The sequence below is a fragment of the Pseudomonas fragi genome, from assembly GCF_025426255.1.
Classification (GTDB): Bacteria; Pseudomonadota; Gammaproteobacteria; order Pseudomonadales; family Pseudomonadaceae; genus Aquipseudomonas; species Aquipseudomonas kulmbachensis.
In genome coordinates this window covers 1,776,775-1,795,475 of the sequence record NZ_CP104861.1, presented here as the reverse complement: position 1 = coordinate 1,795,475, position 18,701 = coordinate 1,776,775, and the positions used below count along the sequence as shown (strand labels likewise).

General features: G+C 58.1%; 17 protein-coding genes. 15 read left to right on the top strand and 2 right to left on the bottom strand.

Features of this window, described 5'->3' with window-relative positions:
* The first annotated feature begins 181 nt into the window (after window positions 1-181).
* Together N7D90_RS08385 and N7D90_RS08380 are read left to right on the top strand one after the other, a co-directional pair.
* Entirely contained in the window at window positions 182-973 is a 792-nt protein-coding gene (locus tag N7D90_RS08385; RefSeq protein WP_261741720.1) for a CPBP family intramembrane glutamic endopeptidase, read from the top strand.
* A gap of 113 nt (window positions 974-1,086) precedes the next feature.
* Window positions 1,087-2,652 carry a methyl-accepting chemotaxis protein gene (locus N7D90_RS08380; protein ID WP_261741719.1) on the top strand — a complete coding sequence of 522 codons (1,566 nt, stop codon included), beginning with the start codon at window positions 1,087-1,089 and terminating at the stop codon, window positions 2,650-2,652.
* A 46-nt stretch (window positions 2,653-2,698) separates the two neighbouring features.
* On the opposite strand, the gene N7D90_RS08375 is transcribed toward N7D90_RS08380, so the two are convergent.
* Together N7D90_RS08375 and N7D90_RS08370 are read right to left on the bottom strand one after the other, a co-directional pair.
* Window positions 2,699-5,032 (bottom strand): autotransporter outer membrane beta-barrel domain-containing protein, encoded by a 2,334-nt coding sequence (locus N7D90_RS08375; RefSeq protein WP_261741718.1) that lies wholly within the window; start codon window positions 5,030-5,032, stop codon window positions 2,699-2,701.
* A 480-nt stretch (window positions 5,033-5,512) separates the two neighbouring features.
* The gene (locus tag N7D90_RS08370) at window positions 5,513-6,208 is read right to left on the bottom strand and encodes an alpha/beta family hydrolase (RefSeq protein ID WP_261741717.1); all 696 of its coding nucleotides are present in this window, start codon (window positions 6,206-6,208) and stop codon (window positions 5,513-5,515) included.
* A 73-nt stretch (window positions 6,209-6,281) separates the two neighbouring features.
* On the opposite strand from N7D90_RS08370, the gene ccoN (N7D90_RS08365) reads away from it, so the two are divergent.
* From ccoN (N7D90_RS08365) to N7D90_RS08305, 13 genes are all read left to right on the top strand, one after another.
* Entirely contained in the window at window positions 6,282-7,706 is a 1,425-nt protein-coding gene (gene ccoN / locus N7D90_RS08365) for a cytochrome-c oxidase, cbb3-type subunit I (protein WP_019826669.1), read from the top strand.
* A 10-nt stretch (window positions 7,707-7,716) separates the two neighbouring features.
* On the top strand, window positions 7,717-8,325 hold the full coding sequence (ccoO, locus tag N7D90_RS08360; RefSeq protein ID WP_261741716.1) for a cytochrome-c oxidase, cbb3-type subunit II: 609 nt from the start codon (window positions 7,717-7,719) through the stop codon (window positions 8,323-8,325).
* Between the two features lie 15 nt (window positions 8,326-8,340).
* On the top strand, window positions 8,341-8,532 hold the full coding sequence (locus tag N7D90_RS08355; RefSeq protein WP_019826673.1) for a cbb3-type cytochrome oxidase subunit 3: 192 nt from the start codon (window positions 8,341-8,343) through the stop codon (window positions 8,530-8,532).
* A complete protein-coding gene (gene ccoP / locus N7D90_RS08350; protein ID WP_261741715.1) occupies window positions 8,529-9,467 on the top strand; it encodes a cytochrome-c oxidase, cbb3-type subunit III in 939 nt (312 codons plus the stop codon). Before N7D90_RS08355 ends, ccoP (N7D90_RS08350) begins: the two co-directional genes overlap by 4 nt.
* 479 nt (window positions 9,468-9,946) lie before the next feature.
* The gene (gene ccoN, locus N7D90_RS08345; protein WP_261741714.1) at window positions 9,947-11,389 is read left to right on the top strand and encodes a cytochrome-c oxidase, cbb3-type subunit I; all 1,443 of its coding nucleotides are present in this window, start codon (window positions 9,947-9,949) and stop codon (window positions 11,387-11,389) included.
* Complete coding sequence (gene ccoO / locus N7D90_RS08340) at window positions 11,389-12,000, top strand: cytochrome-c oxidase, cbb3-type subunit II (RefSeq protein WP_261741713.1); 612 nt, start codon at window positions 11,389-11,391, stop codon at window positions 11,998-12,000. The genes ccoN (N7D90_RS08345) and ccoO (N7D90_RS08340) overlap by 1 nt, the downstream gene beginning before the upstream one ends.
* Before the next feature lie 5 nt (window positions 12,001-12,005).
* Complete coding sequence (locus N7D90_RS08335; protein WP_003447209.1) at window positions 12,006-12,197, top strand: CcoQ/FixQ family Cbb3-type cytochrome c oxidase assembly chaperone; 192 nt, start codon at window positions 12,006-12,008, stop codon at window positions 12,195-12,197.
* Window positions 12,194-13,171 carry a cytochrome-c oxidase, cbb3-type subunit III gene (gene ccoP, locus N7D90_RS08330; protein ID WP_261741712.1) on the top strand — a complete coding sequence of 326 codons (978 nt, stop codon included), beginning with the start codon at window positions 12,194-12,196 and terminating at the stop codon, window positions 13,169-13,171. Before N7D90_RS08335 ends, ccoP (N7D90_RS08330) begins: the two co-directional genes overlap by 4 nt.
* Window positions 13,172-13,312: 141 nt before the next feature.
* Window positions 13,313-13,564 carry a type II toxin-antitoxin system Phd/YefM family antitoxin gene (locus tag N7D90_RS08325; protein WP_261741711.1) on the top strand — a complete coding sequence of 84 codons (252 nt, stop codon included), beginning with the start codon at window positions 13,313-13,315 and terminating at the stop codon, window positions 13,562-13,564.
* On the top strand, window positions 13,564-13,974 hold the full coding sequence (locus N7D90_RS08320) for a type II toxin-antitoxin system VapC family toxin (RefSeq protein WP_261741710.1): 411 nt from the start codon (window positions 13,564-13,566) through the stop codon (window positions 13,972-13,974). Before N7D90_RS08325 ends, N7D90_RS08320 begins: the two co-directional genes overlap by 1 nt.
* A gap of 215 nt (window positions 13,975-14,189) precedes the next feature.
* Window positions 14,190-15,605: a cytochrome c oxidase accessory protein CcoG gene (gene ccoG / locus N7D90_RS08315; protein ID WP_261741709.1), complete on the top strand. Its 1,416-nt coding sequence runs from the start codon at window positions 14,190-14,192 to the stop codon at window positions 15,603-15,605.
* 11 nt (window positions 15,606-15,616) lie between these two features.
* Window positions 15,617-16,159 (top strand): FixH family protein, encoded by a 543-nt coding sequence (locus tag N7D90_RS08310; RefSeq protein WP_261741708.1) that lies wholly within the window; start codon window positions 15,617-15,619, stop codon window positions 16,157-16,159.
* A gap of 80 nt (window positions 16,160-16,239) precedes the next feature.
* A complete protein-coding gene (locus N7D90_RS08305) occupies window positions 16,240-18,690 on the top strand; it encodes a heavy metal translocating P-type ATPase (RefSeq protein ID WP_261741707.1) in 2,451 nt (816 codons plus the stop codon).
* Window positions 18,691-18,701: the final 11 nt, after the last annotated feature.

Genomic DNA, 18,701 nt, shown 5'->3' with positions numbered 1-18,701 from the left:
CCCCGAACCTTGACCGGGAGCGAAGGTCCTGCGGCCCTTATCGCAGCCTTCGGCAGCGGCTACAGGTTGCAGGATGAAGACAACCGTCGTTCCCACAAGAACCCGTGGATTCATTCGAATCGTTATACTTGCGCACCCTGGACTGAATCCGGGGTGCTTTTTAACGATTCAAAGGATTTTCATGATTGCTTTGCCATGGCCTTATTTGGCACTTCTGACCCTCGGCTACGGCCTTGCCCTGAGTTACGGGCAATTGGGCCTGCAAACCCTGATCGCGCTCGCCCTGCTGACTGTCAGCGGGCTCGCCGTACTCCAGCGTAAAACCCATTACCTGCGTTATGCCGGCCACGGATTGTTTGTACTGCTGGCCCTCGCACTTGCACTGCATTGGCTACCCGGTTTCCATAACGGTCGAGCCATCAGTCCTACCTGGCTGACACCGGATGCCGTGCCGTTCTCTATGTACTTCAACCTGGACAAGCCGCTGATTGGTTTTTGGCTGCTGCTGGTGTGCCCGTGGATCGCCCCCCGGTTTGCCTGGCGCGCATCGCTTGGTGCCACTGTAATGGGGCTGGGACTGGCCGCCATTGTGGCGCTGGGCGGGGCGATGCTGCTGGGCATGATTGCCTGGGCGCCGAAATGGCCGCACCAGAGCACAATCTGGTTGTTGAATAATCTGCTGCTGGTGACCCTGGTTGAAGAAGCACTGTTTCGCGGCTATATCCAGGGCGGCCTGAGTCGCAGGCTCAAGTTATTGCCCTATGGCCAGACCATTGCGCTGGTGACCGCCTCGCTGCTGTTCGGCCTGGCCCATGCCGCAGCGGGCTGGCAATGGATGTTGCTGGCCGGGTTGGCGGGGGTCGGCTATGGCCTGGCGTACCGCTTTGGCGGTCTAGGTGCGGCAATTGCCACACACTTTGGGCTCAACGTGCTGCACTTCGTGTTCTTCACCTATCCGATGCTCGCCCCCTAAAGCGCTACATCTCTTCGCCGGGCTGTGCAGTGCCAGCCCGGCATCTGAAATATAAATTAAACAATTCCTTACGTGTGCCGAAAGCCTGTCAAAGTCTTGCGGATTGAAACGACATGCGTAATAACCAGCCCATCACTCAACGCGAACGCACATTTCCTGCGCAACAACGGTTGATTTCCACAACCGATGCCAAAGGCGTTATTTCCTACTGCAACGATGCTTTTATCGAAATCAGCGGGTTCTCGGGTGAGGAGCTGATACGCGCACCGCACAACCTTGTGCGCCATCCTGATGTGCCGTCCGCAGTGTTTGAGCACATGTGGAGCACCCTGAAAAAGGGCGCGCCATGGATGGGTATCGTGAAAAACCGCTGCAAGAACGGCGACCATTATTGGGTCAATGCGTACGTAACCCCGATCTTCGAGAACGAGCGCGTGGTGGGGTATGAGTCGGTACGGGTCAAACCGACCGCTGAACAAATCCGTCGTGCCGAAGCCCTGTACTCACGCATCAATAGCGGCAAATCGCCAGTGCCTCAGCGGGACAAGTGGCTGCCGGTGATGCAGGATTGGCTGCCCTTTATTCTGGTCAGCCAGTTGAGCTTCACCATTGGCGCCCTGCTCAATTCCAGCTGGGGTTTTGCCCTCGCCGCCTTGCTGTCGGTTCCGCTGGGGCTGCTTGGCTTGAGCTGGCAACAACGCGGAATCAAGCGCCTGTTGCGCCTGGCCGAGCAAACCACCTCCGACCCGTTGATCGCACAGATGTACACCGACAGTCGTGGCCCGCAAGCGCGTCTGGAAATGTCCATCCTCAGTCAGGAAGCCCGCCTGAAAACCTGCCTGACACGCCTGCAGGACACCGCTGAGCACCTGAGCGAACAGGCTCGTCAATCGGACATCCTGGCGCACAAGAGTTCTACCGGGCTGGAACGCCAGCGCGTCGAAACCGAGCAGGTGGCAACTGCGGTCAACCAGATGGCCGCGACCACTCAAGAAGTTGCCAGCCATGTGCAACGCACTGCGGACGCCACCCAAGAGGCCAATCGCCTGACCAGCCGTGGTCGCGATATTGCCGGGGAAACCCGTGAAGCCATTGAACGCCTGTCGGTGGTGGTAGGAGAAACCGGGGCCACGGTTACGCAACTGGCCAAGGACAGTGATGAGATCGGCGGCGTGGTTGATGTGATCAAGGGCATTGCCGATCAGACCAACCTTCTGGCCCTGAACGCGGCGATCGAAGCGGCGCGGGCCGGTGAAATGGGCCGTGGCTTCGCCGTGGTGGCTGATGAAGTGCGCCAACTGGCACAACGCACCAGCACCTCGACCGGGCAGATTCACAGCCTGATTGCCAAGCTGCAACAGACTGCCGCCACTGCCGTGCAGACCATGAACGCCGGGCACCGTCAGGCCGAAGAAGGTGTGGCGCGCGTACTGGAAGCCGATCAGGCGCTGGTGGGCATCAGCGAAGCGGTGGCCAACATTACCGACATGACCACCCAGATCGCAGCGGCGACCGAAGAGCAAAGTGCGGTGGCAGAAGAAGTCAGCCGTAACATCAGCACCATCGCCGACCTGGCGGACCAAACCTCGGAACAGGCGCAGCACTCCGCGCAGTTGAGCGAAGAACTGACCCAGACCGTGAATATCCAGTACTCGTTGGTGGAGCGGTTTAACCGCTGATGTAAAAAAGCCAGCGAGCAACTCGCTGGCTTTTTAGTTTTATCCTTCAGTCAAACGCGTATCGAAGACCGACATTTGCGCCCCAAGGCTGTTCAATACTTTGACCATTCATGTATTCGAAGTCAGCGTGTAATTGCAAATTACTAGCAACTGACAGGGCCAGGCCAACACCCAACTCACCCCGAGTACCATGCAGGTCATTCTTGAAGCGGTTGCCATTGACCTTGATTTCATTGTCACGGGCAAATTCCTGGGCCAGCGCAACCTTGATGTAAGGGCTCGCCCATTCGTTACGATGCTCAAGGGTCATGCCCACTTTGCCGAGCAAAGAGCGGGTCATCGCATTCTCGGCCTGCAGTTCGGAGTCCAGACTGAAAGACTTGCCTTGCACCGCGACTACGGAAGCTTGAGCGAAAGGCTCGACGAACAGGTGTTCTGTCAGCTGAATAGTGCGACCCACCTCCAGCGAAGCACCTACACCATAATTGCGATAATTGCCTCTGGCCTTGCTGAAGTCGCTCATCACGACGTGCGCCCGGTTCTGGAATTGGTTAAGTTTGAGCACGCCATCGACGTAGTAGCCGTCGTCACGCATCCAGGTGCCGTAAGTCCCGACATAAAAGCTATCGACAGTGCCCGACGAACCTCGCGACTGCGACAAGTCAGATTTGCTGTAGCCCGCGAGCAGGCCGACCAAAAGCACGCCATCGGCACTCACCAGCGGCGCATCAACGCCCAGTGACAGACCTGTTTGATTTTGCCGATAGCCCAGCCCGTCGCTGCCCGAAACCTGATATTTGTTACCGTAACTGCGCATCCAGCTTCCGCCCTGCCCACTGCTACGTACCTCGCCCATTCGGCTGCGCAACGTGCTCATCTCGCCATACCATACGGTCGGCGCACTATTGAACAAAGCTTGAACGCTTCGGGTTGCCGGGCTTACTTCACGGTTTGAGCTGGTCAGGAACCAGTCGTCGCCCTCGCGTTCCATCGCATAAGAAAACGCACCAAGGTCAACACGCCCTCCCAACAGGGCAAAGTTCGCATTGCCACCTTCGGTATGGATAACCTGCAAAGGATCAAAACCCGGCGCTGGCTCAGCGCCTGTATTTTGAACACGAACAATATGGCTGCCACTGGCTTGACCATTTACATCCAGGAAGTCGATCTGGCGGTTGTTTATGTCGAGCTTCAAACCAAACGAACCATTGCCCGACAACTCGCCCATGGCTAGCCGATGAAAGTATTCGGAACCAGCGAAATCGACCGTGCCACCATTGAGCACCAGTGAGCCGGCACTGCTGTCGCCAGTGATGTTCCAGTTAACGTCCGAATCGAGCTGCAATTTCTCGATATCAGTCATCTGGCCAGTAAAGGAAGTGCCATTTTGCAAGCGGACATTCACCAGACCGCCCTCAGGAACAGTCAGGCTACCGTGCAGAAAACTGCCATCAATCACCAGATCCAGCACGCTGTCAGACTGCACATCAAGCAACTCGCCCTTACCGTCGCCAGCTGACAGGGTAGAGCCGTTGCTCACGGCAATGATTGCCTCGGCACCGGCATCTACCTTGATCGCGGGTCCATTGGTGCTCCCGATGTAAGCGCCGTCGATGTCGACTGTGTTGCCTGAGCCACTGATACTCAATGCCGCCGCATCGTGAGATTGTATTGAGCCGCCAGTGATAGCCAGGCTACCGCCGCTAAGCAGCGCCCCGACAGCACCCGCGCCATGGGCTTTTACGTGGGAATCCTTAAGCTCGATTTGGCCCTTGCCTCCTGCCTGTATCCCCGCCGCCCCTGCCCCGTAAGTGTTAATCGAGCTGGCGCGCAGATCAATCGCCGAGCCACTGACGGCCAAGATACCAATAGCGCCTGCGCCCTCGGTTCGAATCGCCAGATCATTGCCGTTGACAATGCCATTCCAACCTCGAATGCCATAGCTTTTATCTCCCGTGGTGGTGATTGATCCTCCACCCAGGTTGATCGTTACCAGGCTATCCGCGTCGACCCCATGGGCCGTTTGACCACTCGTGGCAATCTTGACTTTTTCCACACTGGCCTTGCCATCAATATGCACCTTGAGTCCGGCCGCGCCTTCGCCTGATGTCGTCACAGTTAGCTCATCGGTACCGTTGAACTGCGAACCGAAACCGTAGACCAACACCCCGTGGGCAAGTTTACCGGAGGTCGTTGCACTCACCCCCGAGGCCTCGATTTTACCGCCGGAATCAGCATTCATTGCCGCTACACCGTCACCGGTGGTTTCGATATGTCTGTCACTGATCGTGATATTTGCGCTCTGTGCGATCACGGCATCTGCGTCTGCCGCTTGTACTTGCACGCACGAGAAGAGCAACGCCTGACTGACAGCCAGCATAAGAGCTGACTGACGCGATAAAGGGAAATGTGGCATCAAGATGAGAACTCTGCTGTTGAATTCTGAAGCTGAACTCAACCCCATTGCTGAGCCCATCTACGGAAAATGGCACTCATCTTGAAAGTAACCATCACAGGAAAATATCGAAAAAGTCATCCGTATACGTAGGAATAAACTTACGTTGACGCCAGAAAAATTACCGGTGCTTTCTGGTGACGAACACTGCAGTTAAGCGAAGAACTGACCCAGGCTGTGAATTTCCAGTACTCACTGGTTGAGCGGTTTAACCGCTAAGCAGAACCAAATAATGGCCCCTGTAGCAGCTGCCGAAGGAACGAGGCTGCGTTCGGCGGCGAAGCCGTCGTAAATCCTGAGAGCCGGGTTTAACTGGCACACCGTAGTGGCTGACTTTGCGACGACTACGTCGCCGAACGCAGCCTCGTCCCTTCGGCAGCTGCGGAGCTTCTTAAGCACCAAGGGTCAGTGTTGTAACAACCACCCCGCAATCCTGTCCGCCGCCGCCTCCAGATGCTGCTCATGGGTAAACCCCGATACCTTGAGCGGCTTGAGGTCATGATCCCCTGATACCAGCCAGAACACCTCAATGCCCGGCGCCAGCGTGTAGGCTTCTACCGCTTCGCGGTTGCCCAGAGCATCGCGTTCGCCTTGCACGATCAAGGTCGGAGTTTGCAGTTCAGCCAAGTGCGCCACACGGGGCTTTTCCGGTTTACCGGACGCGTAGAACGGATAACCCAGGCACACCAGTGCATCAGCCCCCAGTTCATCAGCCAGCAAGCTGGCCATGCGCCCACCCATTGATTTGCCACCAATGGCCAATGGCCCAGCGACATAGCGTCGCACCTCAGTAAACACTTCACCCCAGCAATCGAGCAATTTGGCCTGTTGATTTGGCGGCCTTTTGCCACCATCCAATCGCCGTTGAGCCATGTATGGGAACTCGAAGCGCAACACGCTCACCCCGCGTGTCGCAAGGCGCTCAGCCATGCCTGTCATCCAGTGACTGTCCATGGGAGCACCGGCACCGTGGGCCAGTATCAGGGTGCACGCTTGATCGCCCTGGGCCCCGCTGGTGGCAGGATTCCACAGCCAGCCCCGTGCCTGCACGCACTGCGCCCATTGATCCCTGTCAATACCGACACTGCCTGTTACACCCATGCTTGCCTCGCTTTTAGTCTGCCTATAACTCCAGGCGTGCATGTGTATGCGCCTGAACCGTGGATGGGGAACCATGAACACTTCTACAAGTACCGCCTACAACTACAAGGTGGTCCGCCAATTTGCCATTATGACGGTGGTTTGGGGCATCGTCGGCATGGGGCTCGGCGTTTTTCTCGCCGCGCAGTTGGTCTGGCCAGAACTCAACTTCAATTTGCCTTGGACCAGTTTCGGGCGCCTGCGCCCATTGCACACCAACGCCGTGATTTTCGCCTTCGGCGGCTGCGCTCTGTTCGCCGCCTCGTTCTACTCGGTGCAACGCACCTGCCAGGCCACACTGTTTTCGCCGAAAATCGCGGCGTTTACCTTCTGGGGCTGGCAACTGGTGATTGTGCTGGCGGCCATCAGCCTGCCGCTGGGCTACACCAGCTCCAAGGAGTACGCCGAGCTGGAATGGCCGATCGACATTTTGATCACCATCGTCTGGGTCGCATACGCCATCGTGTTCTTCGGCACGATCATGAAGCGCAAGACCAAGCACATTTACGTGGGCAACTGGTTCTTCGGCGCATTTATCGTGACCGTGGCCATTTTGCACATCGTCAACAACCTGGAAATCCCGGTCAGCTTCACCAAGTCGTACTCACTCTACGGTGGCGCCACTGACGCCATGGTCCAGTGGTGGTACGGACATAACGCTGTGGGCTTTTTCCTGACGGCGGGCTTTTTGGGGATGATGTACTACTTCGTGCCGAAACAGGCCGAACGTCCGATCTACTCCTATCGCCTGTCCATCGTGCACTTCTGGGCGCTGATCACCCTGTACATCTGGGCCGGCCCTCACCACTTGCACTACACCGCACTGCCGGACTGGGCTCAGTCGCTGGGCATGGTGATGTCACTGATTCTGCTGGCGCCAAGCTGGGGCGGCATGATCAACGGCATGATGACGCTCTCGGGCGCCTGGCATAAGTTGCGCAGCGACCCGATTCTGCGCTTCCTCGTGGTGTCCCTGGCTTTCTACGGCATGTCGACCTTCGAAGGCCCGATGATGGCGATCAAGACCGTGAACGCCCTCTCCCACTACACCGACTGGACCATCGGCCACGTACACGCCGGGGCGCTGGGTTGGGTAGCGATGATTTCGATTGGTGCGCTGTACCACATGATCCCGAAAATTTTCGGCCGCCCGCAGATGTACAGCCTGGGCCTGATCAACGCGCACTTCTGGCTGGCCACCATTGGCACCGTGCTTTACATCGCCTCGATGTGGGTCAACGGCATCGCTCAAGGCCTGATGTGGCGCGCAGTCAACGAAGACGGCACGCTGACCTACTCCTTCGTCGAAACCTTGGTGGCTAGCCATCCAGGCTATGTCGTGCGACTGGTTGGTGGTGCGATCTTCTTCAGCGGCATGTTGCTGATGGCTTACAACACTTGGCGCACCGTGCGTAACGCCGAGCCCGCTGAAGTCGTAGCCGCCGCGCAGATGGCCTGAGGAGTTGGCAATGAAACACGAAGTCGTTGAAAAAAATATCGGCCTGATGCTGTTGCTGATGATTCTGTGCGTGAGTGTTGGCGGCCTGACGCAAATCGTCCCGCTGTTCTTTGAAGACGTGACCAACACTCCGGTAGAGGGCATGAAGCCTTACACCGCGCTGCAACTGGAAGGTCGCGACATCTACATTCGGGAAGGCTGCGTGCAGTGTCACTCGCAGATGATCCGCCCATTCCGCGCCGAGACCGAGCGTTATGGTCACTACTCGGTAGCCGGTGAAAGCGTGTGGGATCACCCGTTTCTGTGGGGTTCCAAGCGTACCGGGCCAGACCTGGCCCGCGTCGGTGGTCGCTACTCGGATGACTGGCACCGTGCGCACTTGTACAACCCGCGCAACGTAGTGCCCGAGTCAAAAATGCCAGCGTATCCATGGCTGGTTGCAACCCCGGTAGATGACAGCCACACCGTGAAAAAACTCGAGGTGATGCGCACCCTGGGCGTGCCGTACACCGACGAAGACATCGCCAACGCCAAGCAGTCGGTACAAGGCAAGACCGAAATGGACGCGCTGGTGGCCTACCTGCAAGTGCTGGGCACTGCCATCAAGAGCAAGAGGTGAGTCATGGTCTTCGAGATGAGTAGTGGAATGATTCGCGGCCTGGGCACCGTGGTGGTGGCCGTGGCGTTTATCGGTCTGGCGCTGTGGGTGTTCAGCCCACGGCGCAAGTCGGAATTTGAAGACGCGACCTTACTGCCATTCAAGGACGATCCAGAGGCGATTCAACACGTCGAGCAAGAACAAGCGTCTAGGAGTAACAAAGCATGACCACCTTCTGGAGTCTCTATATATGCGTGCTGACCATTGGCACGCTGATCGGCCTGACCTGGCTGCTGGTCGGTACGCGCAAGGGTGAAACCAAGAGCGACACCGTCGAGACCATGGGCCACAGCTTCGATGGCATCGAGGAGTACGACAACCCGCTGCCACAGTGGTGGTTCATGCTGTTCGTTGGCACGCTGGTGTTTTCGGTGGGGTACTTGATCCTTTACCCGGGTTTGGGCAACTGGAAAGGCCTGCTGCCCGGCTATGAAAATGGCTGGACCGGGGTTCATGAGTGGGAAAAGGAGATGGACAAGGCTGACGCCAAGTTCGGACCGATCTTCGCCAAATATGCCGCCATGCCTGTGGAACAAGTAGCGCAAGACCCGGCCGCACTGAAAATGGGCGGTCGCCTGTTTGCCTCCAACTGCTCGGTGTGCCACGGCTCGGATGCCAAGGGTGCTTTCGGCTTCCCGAACCTCGCCGACAACACCTGGCGTTGGGGCGGTGATGCCGACACCATCAAGACCACCATCATGGGCGGCCGCATCGCGGCAATGCCAGCCTGGGGTGAGGTGCTGGGCGAAGCCGGGGTCAAAAACGTCGCAGCTTATGTGCGTCATGGCCTAGCGGGACTGCCATTGCCACAGGACACCACGGTGGATCTGGCTGCTGGCAAGCAAGCCTTTGATACCACCTGCGTGGCGTGCCACGGCGCCGAAGGTAAAGGCATGCCCATGATGGGCGCGCCGGATCTGACGCAACCTGCCGGTTTTATCTACGGCACCAGCCTGGCCCAATTGCAGCAAACCATCCGCCATGGTCGCCAGGGCCATATGCCTGCGCAAAACGAGTTGCTGGGCAACGACAAGGTGCAACTGCTTGCGGCCTACGTGTTCAGCTTGTCGCACGGTAATCAAGAGGAAAACACAACCGAATAATTACCGGACATTTCCTGCCGCATCATTTTGGTGCGGCAGTTCCCGCCTCAAAGCGCGACCAAGTGTCGCACCTCTTTTTAGTCCCTCATTGCTCTCCCGCTATTCAGGGCTAAGCTCTTCTCTTGCGCGATCCGGATTTTCTCGGGCTCACGTCAAGTGAAATTAATCGGTAAGTTGAAGGGCACTGTTACGGGCCACACTAGTGGGTTTACACCGGCTATCGTCCATTGCGATCTTCGCCATGCTCTTGCCATGCCTTGCCCCCACCTGAATTTGCCCGCATCACCCCCTCCGGTTTTGCCCCCCATGCGGCATTTTTGTCGAGGTCACTTTGACCTTACTTCCCGCATGGAAAGGCCGCAGAATAAGCCTTGGAAAGCATTGACCGGGGTCATGCTTCGTTGCAATAGCCCTACGCTTTATACATACTTGCGACCGATTTTTATCCTAATAAAACACCTAAACCGTGGAACCTTAGAATGAGCACAGCAATCAGTCCGACTGCTTATAACTATAAGGTAGTCCGCCAGTTCGCCATCATGACGGTGGTCTGGGGGATCCTTGGCATGGGGCTCGGGGTTTTCATCGCGTCACAGCTTGTGTGGCCTGAATTGAACCTTGGCCTTGAATGGACGACCTTCGGCCGTCTGCGCCCCTTGCATACCAACCTTGTGATCTTTGCCTTTGGTGGCTGTGCATTGTTTGGCACCTCTTATTACGTCGTACAGCGCACCTGCCAAACGCGACTGATCTCCGACACGTTGGCCTCGTTTACCTTTTGGGGTTGGCAGGCCGTCATCGTCGGCGCGATCATCACGTTGCCGCTGGGCTACACCACGACCAAAGAATACGCAGAGCTGGAATGGCCTTTGGCTATTCTGCTGGCCATCGTCTGGGTGACCTACGGCATTGTGTTCTTCGGGACCATTACCAAGCGTAAAACCAAGCACATCTATGTAGGTAACTGGTTCTACGGTGCGTTCATTGTCGTGACGGCAATGCTGCACATCGTCAACCACGCGTCCCTGCCGGTGAGCTTCTTCAAGTCCTACTCGGCTTACGCCGGTGCGACAGATGCCATGATTCAGTGGTGGTACGGCCACAACGCGGTAGGTTTCTTCCTGACTACTGGCTTCCTGGGCATGATGTACTACTTCGTACCCAAGCAGGCCGAGCGTCCGATCTACTCGTATCGCCTGTCTATCGTGCACTTCTGGGCGCTGATCACCCTGTATATCTGGGCCGGTCCGCACCACTTGCACTACACCGCTCTGCCGGACTGGGCTCAGTCGCTGGGCATGGCAATGTCGATCATCCTGCTGGCTCCAAGCTGGGGCGGCATGATCAACGGCATGATGACCCTGTCGGGCGCCTGGCATAAATTGCGCACCGACCCGATCCTGCGCTTCCTCGTTGTGTCTCTGGCCTTCTACGGCATGTCGACCTTCGAAGGCCCGATGATGGCAATCAAGACCGTCAACTCGCTGTCGCACTACACCGACTGGACCATCGGCCACGTACACGCCGGTGCACTGGGTTGGGTTGCGATGATTTCGATCGGCGCCATGTACCACATGATCCCGAAAGTCTATGGCCAAAAGCAGATGTACAGCACCAGCCTGATCAACGTGCACTTCTGGCTGGCGACTATTGGTACTGTGCTTTATATCGCTTCGATGTGGGTCAACGGCATCACCCAGGGCCTGATGTGGCGTGCAATCAACGACGACGGCACTCTGACCTACTCGTTCGTGGAAGCTCTGCAAGCCAGCCACCCGGGCTTTATCGTTCGCGCCCTTGGCGGTGCAATTTTCGCCAGCGGCATGCTGTTCATGGCCTACAACGTGTTCCGCACCGTGCGTGCCTCGAACCCGGTAGAAGCTGAAGCGGCGACCAAGATCGCTGTAGTTGGAGCCCACTGATGATCAAGCACGAAACAATCGAGAAGAATATTGGCCTCATGGCCTTCTTCATGGTGATCGCCGTCAGTATTGGCGGCCTGACTCAAATCGTTCCGCTGTTCTTCCAGGACGTGACCAACACCCCGGTCGAAGGCATGAAGCCGCGTAACGCGCTGGAACTGGAAGGCCGTGACATCTACATCGCCAATGGCTGTGTGCAATGCCACTCGCAGATGATCCGTCCGTTCCGCGCCGAAACCGAACGCTATGGCCACTACTCGGTCGCCGGTGAAAGCGTGTGGGACCACCCGTTCCTGTGGGGTTCCAAGCGTACCGGCCCGGATCTGGCCCGTGTTGGCGGCCGTTACTCCGATGACTGGCACCGTGCGCACCTATACAACCCGCGCAACGTGGTTCCCGAGTCGATCATGCCAGCGTACCCGTTCCTCGTAGAGCGCAAGCTGGACGGCAAGGACACCGCGAAAAAAATGGAAGTCTTGCGCGTGCTCGGCGTCCCTTATACCGACGAAGACATCGCCGGTGCCAAGGATGCTGTGAAGGGCAAAACTGAAATGGACGCACTGGTGGCTTACCTCCAGGGCTTGGGCACCATCATCAAAAGCAAACGGTGATCTGGATGGATATCGGGATGATTCGTGGCCTGGGCACTGTCGTCGTGATGGTGGCTTTTATCGGTTTGGCATTGTGGGTATTCAGCCCGCGACGCAAGTCAGAATTTGACGACGCTACCTTGTTGCCATTCAAGGATGATCCCGAAGCCATCAAGCACGTCGAGCAAGAGCAAGCTTCTAGGAGTAACAAAGAATGACTACGTTCTGGAGTCTGTACGTTACAGTCCTCACTCTGGGTACCATCTTCGCCTTGACCTGGCTGTTGCTGGCCACCCGCAAGGGCCAGCGCAGCGAGCAGACCGACCAAACAGTCGGTCACGCTTTCGACGGGATCGAAGAGTACGACAACCCAATGCCGAAATGGTGGTTCATGCTGTTTGTGGGCACCGTCATTTTCGCCCTCGGCTACCTGGTTCTGTACCCGGGCCTGGGCAACTGGAAAGGCCTGCTGCCGGGCTACCAGTACCTGGACACCAAAGAGCAAACCCCGTTTGCCAATGGCCAGACAGGCTGGACCGGGGTTCACGAGTGGGAAAAGGAAATGGCCAAATCGGACGCCAAGTTTGGTCCGATCTTCGCCAAATTCGCAGCCATGCCGATTGAAGAAGTAGCCAAGGACCCGCAAGCACTGAAAATGGGTGGCCGTCTGTTCGCGTCCAACTGTTCGGTGTGCCACGGTTCCGACGCCAAGGGCGCTTACGGCTTCCCGAACCTGACCGACGCCGACTGGCGCTGGGGTGGTACGCCAGCAGACATCAAGACCACCATCATGGCCGGCCGTCACGCCGTCATGCCGGGCTGGTCTGAAGTGATCGGCGAGCAAGGTGTCAGCGACGTAGCTGCCTACGTACTGACCAGTCTCGATGGCCGTAAATTGCCGGAAGGCGCAAAGGCCGACCCTGCCAAGGGCAAGGAGCTTTTCGCTACCAACTGTGCGGTTTGCCACGGGCCTGAAGGTAAGGGTAACCCGCTGATGGGCGCACCGAACCTGACTCACCCGGGAGCGTTCATCTACGGATCGAGCTTCGCTCAACTGCAGCAGACCATCCGCTACGGCCGTCAGGGCCAGATGCCTGCACAGGCCGACCTGCAAGGGAACGACAAGGTTCACTTGCTGGCCGCCTACGTTTACAGCCTGTCCCATGGCGATGACGCCAAGGCAGACGAGTAACGCAGTCGTCTGAAAGCTACAAAAAATGGCCCCGCCAACGAAAGTTGGCGGGGCCATTTTGTTTCAGTCGGTGTTTTAAATTGCCGGGAGCCAGCCAAAAGTAGTAACGTTTCTACATTGAATATCGGGAGGATCATCCCTATGACCATCACCACTATTTCCAGCCGTGAATTCAACCAGGACACAAGCGGTGCCAAAAAAGCATCGCAACAAGGGCCTGTTTACATCACTGACCGTGGCCGCCCAGCCCATGTACTGCTATGCATGGAGGAGTACCAACGGCTGACCGGCCTGAACACCAGCATTGTCGACCTGCTCGTCATGCCCGAAACAACGCCGGTTGAATTCGAACCCGAACGCGCAGTCATCACGCCGCGCCCAGTGGATTTCTAATGTTCCTGCTCGATACCAACGTGGTTTCAGAACTGCGCAAAGCCCAGGCCGACCCTGCAGTGGTAGCCTGGGCTCGCAGCGTCCCCGCCTACAGGCTGTATATCTCGGCCATTACCCTGCTTGAAATCGAAACCGGGATCCTGCGCCTTGAGCGCCGCGACCCCGAGCAAGCCTCACCACTGCGCAACTGGCTCGAAGCCCATGTGATACCCGCCTTTGCCGGGCGCGTCCTGTCAATTGACGGCGCCGTTGCCAGGCGCTGTGCCCGCCTGCATGTGCCTGACCGCAGCAATGAATGCGACGCGCTGATCGCAGCCACCGCACTGGTGCATGACATGACCGTAGTTACCCGCAATACCCGGGATTTTGCCTTTAGCGGCGCCCCTGTGCTCAATCCCTGGGAGCTTTGACTCAGGCAGAACACAACTGACCTGAGCGCTTAAGTCAATTGATCCATGTCATGAGTTGTTACAACTCTTATACCAACTTCTTCTTTTCCGGAACGCGACCAAAGGTCGCACCCTTGAGCTAGAGTCACAGGCGTATCATTACGCCACTGCTACACCTTCTGACCGCGGTCGGCATGTACTGACCGAGGCATTTTCCACTGCCGTGGGACGCACTAATGAGCAATCAGATTCCTGTACACAACGTTACGCCACCTGCCAAAAAACCCACTGAAAGTACCGATTTGTACGCAGCCCGGGAAAAAATCTACACCCGTGCCTTTACCGGACTTTTCCGCAACCTGCGTATCGCAGGCGGCGCGGTGTTGTTCCTGCTGTATTTCGGTACGGTGTGGCTCAACTGGGGCGGGCACCAGGCCGTCTGGTGGAATCTTCCCGAGCGTAAATTCTTTATTTTTGGCGCCACCTTCTGGCCACAGGATTTCATCCTGCTGTCCGGGCTGCTGATCGTGGCCGCTTTTGGCCTGTTCTTTATTACGGTGTATGCCGGGCGCGTGTGGTGCGGCTACACCTGCCCGCAAAGCGTCTGGACCTGGGTGTTCATGTGGTGCGAAAAAGTCACCGAAGGTGATCGCAACCAGCGCATCAAGCTCGACAAGGCGCCAATGAGCGCCAACAAGTTCCTGCGCAAACTCAGTAAGCACTCCTTGTGGCTATTGATCGGCTTTGTCACCGGCATGACCTTTGTCGGCTACTTTTCACCGATTCGAGAACTGGTCATCGACTTCTTTACCGGCCAGGCTGATGGCTGGGCCTATTTCTGGGTCGGCTTCTTCACCCTCGCCACTTACGGTAACGCTGGCTGGCTGCGCGAACAGGTATGCATTTACATGTGTCCGTATGCGCGCTTCCAGAGCGTGATGTTTGATAAAGACACCCTGATCGTGTCGTACGACCCGCGCCGCGGCGAAGTCCGTGGCCCGCGTAAAAAAGATGCAGACTACAAGGCTCAAGGCCTGGGCGACTGCATTGACTGCACCATGTGCGTACAAGTGTGCCCGACCGGCATTGATATCCGCGACGGCCTGCAGATCGAGTGCATTGGCTGCGCCGCATGTATCGATGCCTGCGACAGCATCATGGACAAGATGAACTACCCTCGCGGCCTGATCAGCTACACCACCGAGCACAACCTCTCGGGCCAGGTCACCCACAAACTGCGCCCGCGCCTGATTGGCTATGCGCTGGTGTTGCTGACCATGATGGGACTGCTGGCAGCCGCATTCTTTACCCGCCCCCTGGTCGGTTTCGACGTCAGCAAAGACCGCGTGCTCTACCGCGAAAACGCTGAGGGCCGGATTGAAAACGTCTACAGCCTGAAGATCATGAACAAGGACCAGCAAGACCACACCTACGTGCTGGACGCCACTGGCCTGCCGGACCTCAAGCTGCAGGGCAAACGCGAAATCAAGGTTGCAGCAGGCGATATCGTCAGCCTGCCGGTCGAGCTGTCGATTGCCCCCGAGAAGCTGCCGTCGAGCACCAACGAGGTGTTCTTTATCCTCAAGGATGCCGACAACAACGACATTAATGTTAAAGCCAAGAGCCGATTCATCGGCCCACAAATCAGATAAGAGAGCCAGCCATGCCCGCAGCAAACGCCTCCAGCCCTTGGTACAAGCATCTTTGGCCATGGATCATCATTGCTATCCTGGCCTGCTCGGTGACCTTGACCCTGTCCATGGTCACCATTGCCGTAAAGAACCCGGACAACCTGGTTAACGACAACTACTACGAGGCTGGCAAAGGTATCAACCGCGCGCTGGACCGTGAGCTGCTGGGCCAGACTCTGCAATTGAAAGCCAAGCTGCGTCTGGACGAGATGACCGGCGAAGTTGTGCTGCTGCTGGAGGGCAACAGCAAGCCGCAAGCTTTGGAGCTCAACCTGATCTCCCCGACCCAACCTGAAAAAGACCGTAAAGTCAGCCTGAGCCAAAGCGCATCGGAACCAGGGCGCTACATCGGCCAACTGGATGACAAGATCGAAGGCCGCCGCTTTGTCGAATTGCTGGGCGTTGAAGACGGCAAGACCTGGCGCCTTTTCGAAGAGGAACTGGTCGGCCACGACAAGGACCTGCTACTGGGCGACGAGCCGATTCAAGGCGCTGAAGACCACAACAAGAAGTAACCTTGTCGCGAGCAAGCCTGCTCCTCATTCGTGGGAGCGGGCTTGCTCGCGATGGCGTACTTCCATCGCGATAGATCTCCATGACCTCTCCCGTACCCTGCTATCACTGCGCCCTGCCCGTCCCGCCTGGCAGCCGGTTCACCGCCGTTGTTCTGGGCGAGGTTCGCGAGTTCTGCTGCCCAGGCTGCCAGGCGGTGGCCGAAGCCATCGTGGCCGGCGGCCTCGAAAGCTATTACCAGCATCGCAGTGAACCTTGTGCCAACCCTGAAGCACTGCCCGTGCAACTGGTTGAGGAGTTGGCGCTGTATGACCGCCCTGACGTACAAAAACCCTTTGTCCGACACGAAGGCGAACAAGCCGAAACCACCCTGTTGATCGAAGGCATCAGTTGCGCGGCCTGTGGCTGGCTGATTGAGAAAGACCTGCGCCGCCTGCCTGCCGTGAGCGAAGCACGGCTCAACCTGTCCAACCATCGCTTGCACGTGCGCTGGGACGACAGCCAGTTGCCGTTAAGCGAAATCCTCAGTGAGCTGCGCCACATCGGTTATGCCGCGCACCCCTACCAGGCCGATCGCGCCACCGAACAACTGGCCAGCGAAAACCGTCTGGCCTTGCGCCAGCTTGGAGTTGCCGGGCTGTTGTGGTTTCAGGCAATGATGGCAACCATGGCCACCTGGCCCGAATTCAATATCGACCTCAGCCCCGAGATGCACACCATCCTGCGCTGGGTCGCGCTGTTCCTGACCACCCCAATCGTGTTCTACAGTTGCGCACCCTTTTTCAAGGGCGCCATGCGCGACCTGCGCACCCGCCACCTGACCATGGACGTATCGGTGTCTCTGGCCATCGGCGGCGCTTATATTGCCGGGATCTGGACTGCCATCACTGGGATCGGCGAGCTGTACTTCGATGCTGTCGGCATGTTTGCCCTGTTTTTGCTGGCCGGGCGCTACCTCGAACGCCGCGCCCGCGAGCGCACGGCTGCAGCTACCGCGCAGTTGGTCAATCTGCTGCCTGCCTCCTGCCTGCGCCTGAGTGCCGACGGCCAAAGCGAACGTATCCTGCTGACCGAGCTTAAAGTCGGCGACCACGTGTTGGTCCACCCCGGTGCAATCCTTCCGGCGGACGGCAAGATACTTGATGGCCAGTCAAGCATCGATGAGTCCCTTTTGACCGGCGAGTATCTGCCACAACCACGCCGCATCGGCGACGCAGTAACGGCAGGCACCCTGAATGTCGAAGGCGCGCTGACCATTGAAGTCATGGCGCTGGGCCAGGATACCCGCCTGTCCGCCATCGTGCGCTTGCTCGACCGCGCGCAAACTGAAAAGCCACGCTTGGCGGAAATTGCCGACAAGGCCGCGCAATGGTTCTTGCTGTTCTCGCTGATCGCGGCCGCCGGGATCGGCTTGTTGTGGTGGCAACTTGACCCATCACGGGCGTTCTGGATTGTCCTGGCGATGTTGGTGGCCACCTGCCCTTGCGCACTGTCTCTGGCGACGCCTACCGCACTCACCGCCGCCACCGGCACCCTGCACAAGCTGGGCTTGCTTCTGACTCGCGGCCACGTGATCGAGGGCCTGAACCAGATCGACACGGTGATCTTCGACAAGACCGGCACCTTGACCGAAGGTCGTCTGGCCCTGCGCGCCATTCGCCCGTTGCGCGACCTGGACAGCGATCAGTGCCTGGCCCTCGCCGCGGCGCTCGAAAACCGCTCCGAGCACCCAATTGCCCGTGCATTTGGTCGCGCCCCACAAGCCGCAGAGGAAGTCCACAGTACTCCGGGGCTGGGCCTTGAAGGCCTGGTCGGCACGCAACGTGTGCGCATTGGTCAGCCGGGATTTGTCTGCGAGCTGAGCCAGTGTCAAATCCCCCACATGCCGGACGAACCCGGCCAATGGCTGCTATTGGGCGACACCACGGGCGTACTGGCCTGGTTTGTTCTGGATGACCGCCTTCGCGACGATGCTCCCGCGTTGCTCGCCGCCTGCAGGGCTCGCGGCTGGCGCACTCTGCTGCTCTCGGGCGACAGCTCGCCAATGGTCGCCAGCGTGGCCGCCGAACTGGGAATTGATGAAGCTCAGGGTGGCTTGCGCCCGGATGACAAACTGCGGGTCTTGCAACAATTGCACGCACAGGGGCGCAAGGTGCTGATGCTGGGTGACGGGGTCAACGATGTCCCGGTACTCGCCGCCGCCGATATCAGCGTGGCAATGGGCTCGGCCACTGACCTGGCGAAAACCAGTGCCGATGCCGTGCTGCTGTCCAATCGCCTGGATGCCCTGGTACAAGCCTTTGGCCTGGCACGCCGAACCCGGCGAGTGATCATCGAAAATCTGCTGTGGGCCGGTCTGTACAATGGCCTTATGCTGCCATTTGCCGCGCTGGGCTGGATCACGCCGATCTGGGCCGCCATCGGCATGTCGATCAGCTCATTGACCGTGGTGCTCAATGCCTTGCGCCTGACTCGCATGCCCCATCAGGCGCATACTCCAGTCATGCCACACACCCGCCCGCTGCCGGTCTGAACCGGTCGCCT

Coding starts and splice junctions, on each gene's coding strand:
- N7D90_RS08385 (WP_261741720.1), top strand. CDS start 182: ATGATTGCTTTGCCATGGCCTTATTTGGCACTTCTGACCCTCGGCTAC.
- N7D90_RS08380 (WP_261741719.1), top strand. CDS start 1,087: ATGCGTAATAACCAGCCCATCACTCAACGCGAACGCACATTTCCTGCG.
- N7D90_RS08375 (WP_261741718.1), bottom strand. CDS start 5,032: ATGCTGGCTGTCAGTCAGGCGTTGCTCTTCTCGTGCGTGCAAGTACAA.
- N7D90_RS08370 (WP_261741717.1), bottom strand. CDS start 6,208: ATGGGTGTAACAGGCAGTGTCGGTATTGACAGGGATCAATGGGCGCAG.
- ccoN (WP_019826669.1), top strand. CDS start 6,282: ATGAACACTTCTACAAGTACCGCCTACAACTACAAGGTGGTCCGCCAA.
- ccoO (WP_261741716.1), top strand. CDS start 7,717: ATGAAACACGAAGTCGTTGAAAAAAATATCGGCCTGATGCTGTTGCTG.
- N7D90_RS08355 (WP_019826673.1), top strand. CDS start 8,341: ATGAGTAGTGGAATGATTCGCGGCCTGGGCACCGTGGTGGTGGCCGTG.
- ccoP (WP_261741715.1), top strand. CDS start 8,529: ATGACCACCTTCTGGAGTCTCTATATATGCGTGCTGACCATTGGCACG.
- ccoN (WP_261741714.1), top strand. CDS start 9,947: ATGAGCACAGCAATCAGTCCGACTGCTTATAACTATAAGGTAGTCCGC.
- ccoO (WP_261741713.1), top strand. CDS start 11,389: ATGATCAAGCACGAAACAATCGAGAAGAATATTGGCCTCATGGCCTTC.
- N7D90_RS08335 (WP_003447209.1), top strand. CDS start 12,006: ATGGATATCGGGATGATTCGTGGCCTGGGCACTGTCGTCGTGATGGTG.
- ccoP (WP_261741712.1), top strand. CDS start 12,194: ATGACTACGTTCTGGAGTCTGTACGTTACAGTCCTCACTCTGGGTACC.
- N7D90_RS08325 (WP_261741711.1), top strand. CDS start 13,313: ATGACCATCACCACTATTTCCAGCCGTGAATTCAACCAGGACACAAGC.
- N7D90_RS08320 (WP_261741710.1), top strand. CDS start 13,564: ATGTTCCTGCTCGATACCAACGTGGTTTCAGAACTGCGCAAAGCCCAG.
- ccoG (WP_261741709.1), top strand. CDS start 14,190: ATGAGCAATCAGATTCCTGTACACAACGTTACGCCACCTGCCAAAAAA.
- N7D90_RS08310 (WP_261741708.1), top strand. CDS start 15,617: ATGCCCGCAGCAAACGCCTCCAGCCCTTGGTACAAGCATCTTTGGCCA.
- N7D90_RS08305 (WP_261741707.1), top strand. CDS start 16,240: ATGACCTCTCCCGTACCCTGCTATCACTGCGCCCTGCCCGTCCCGCCT.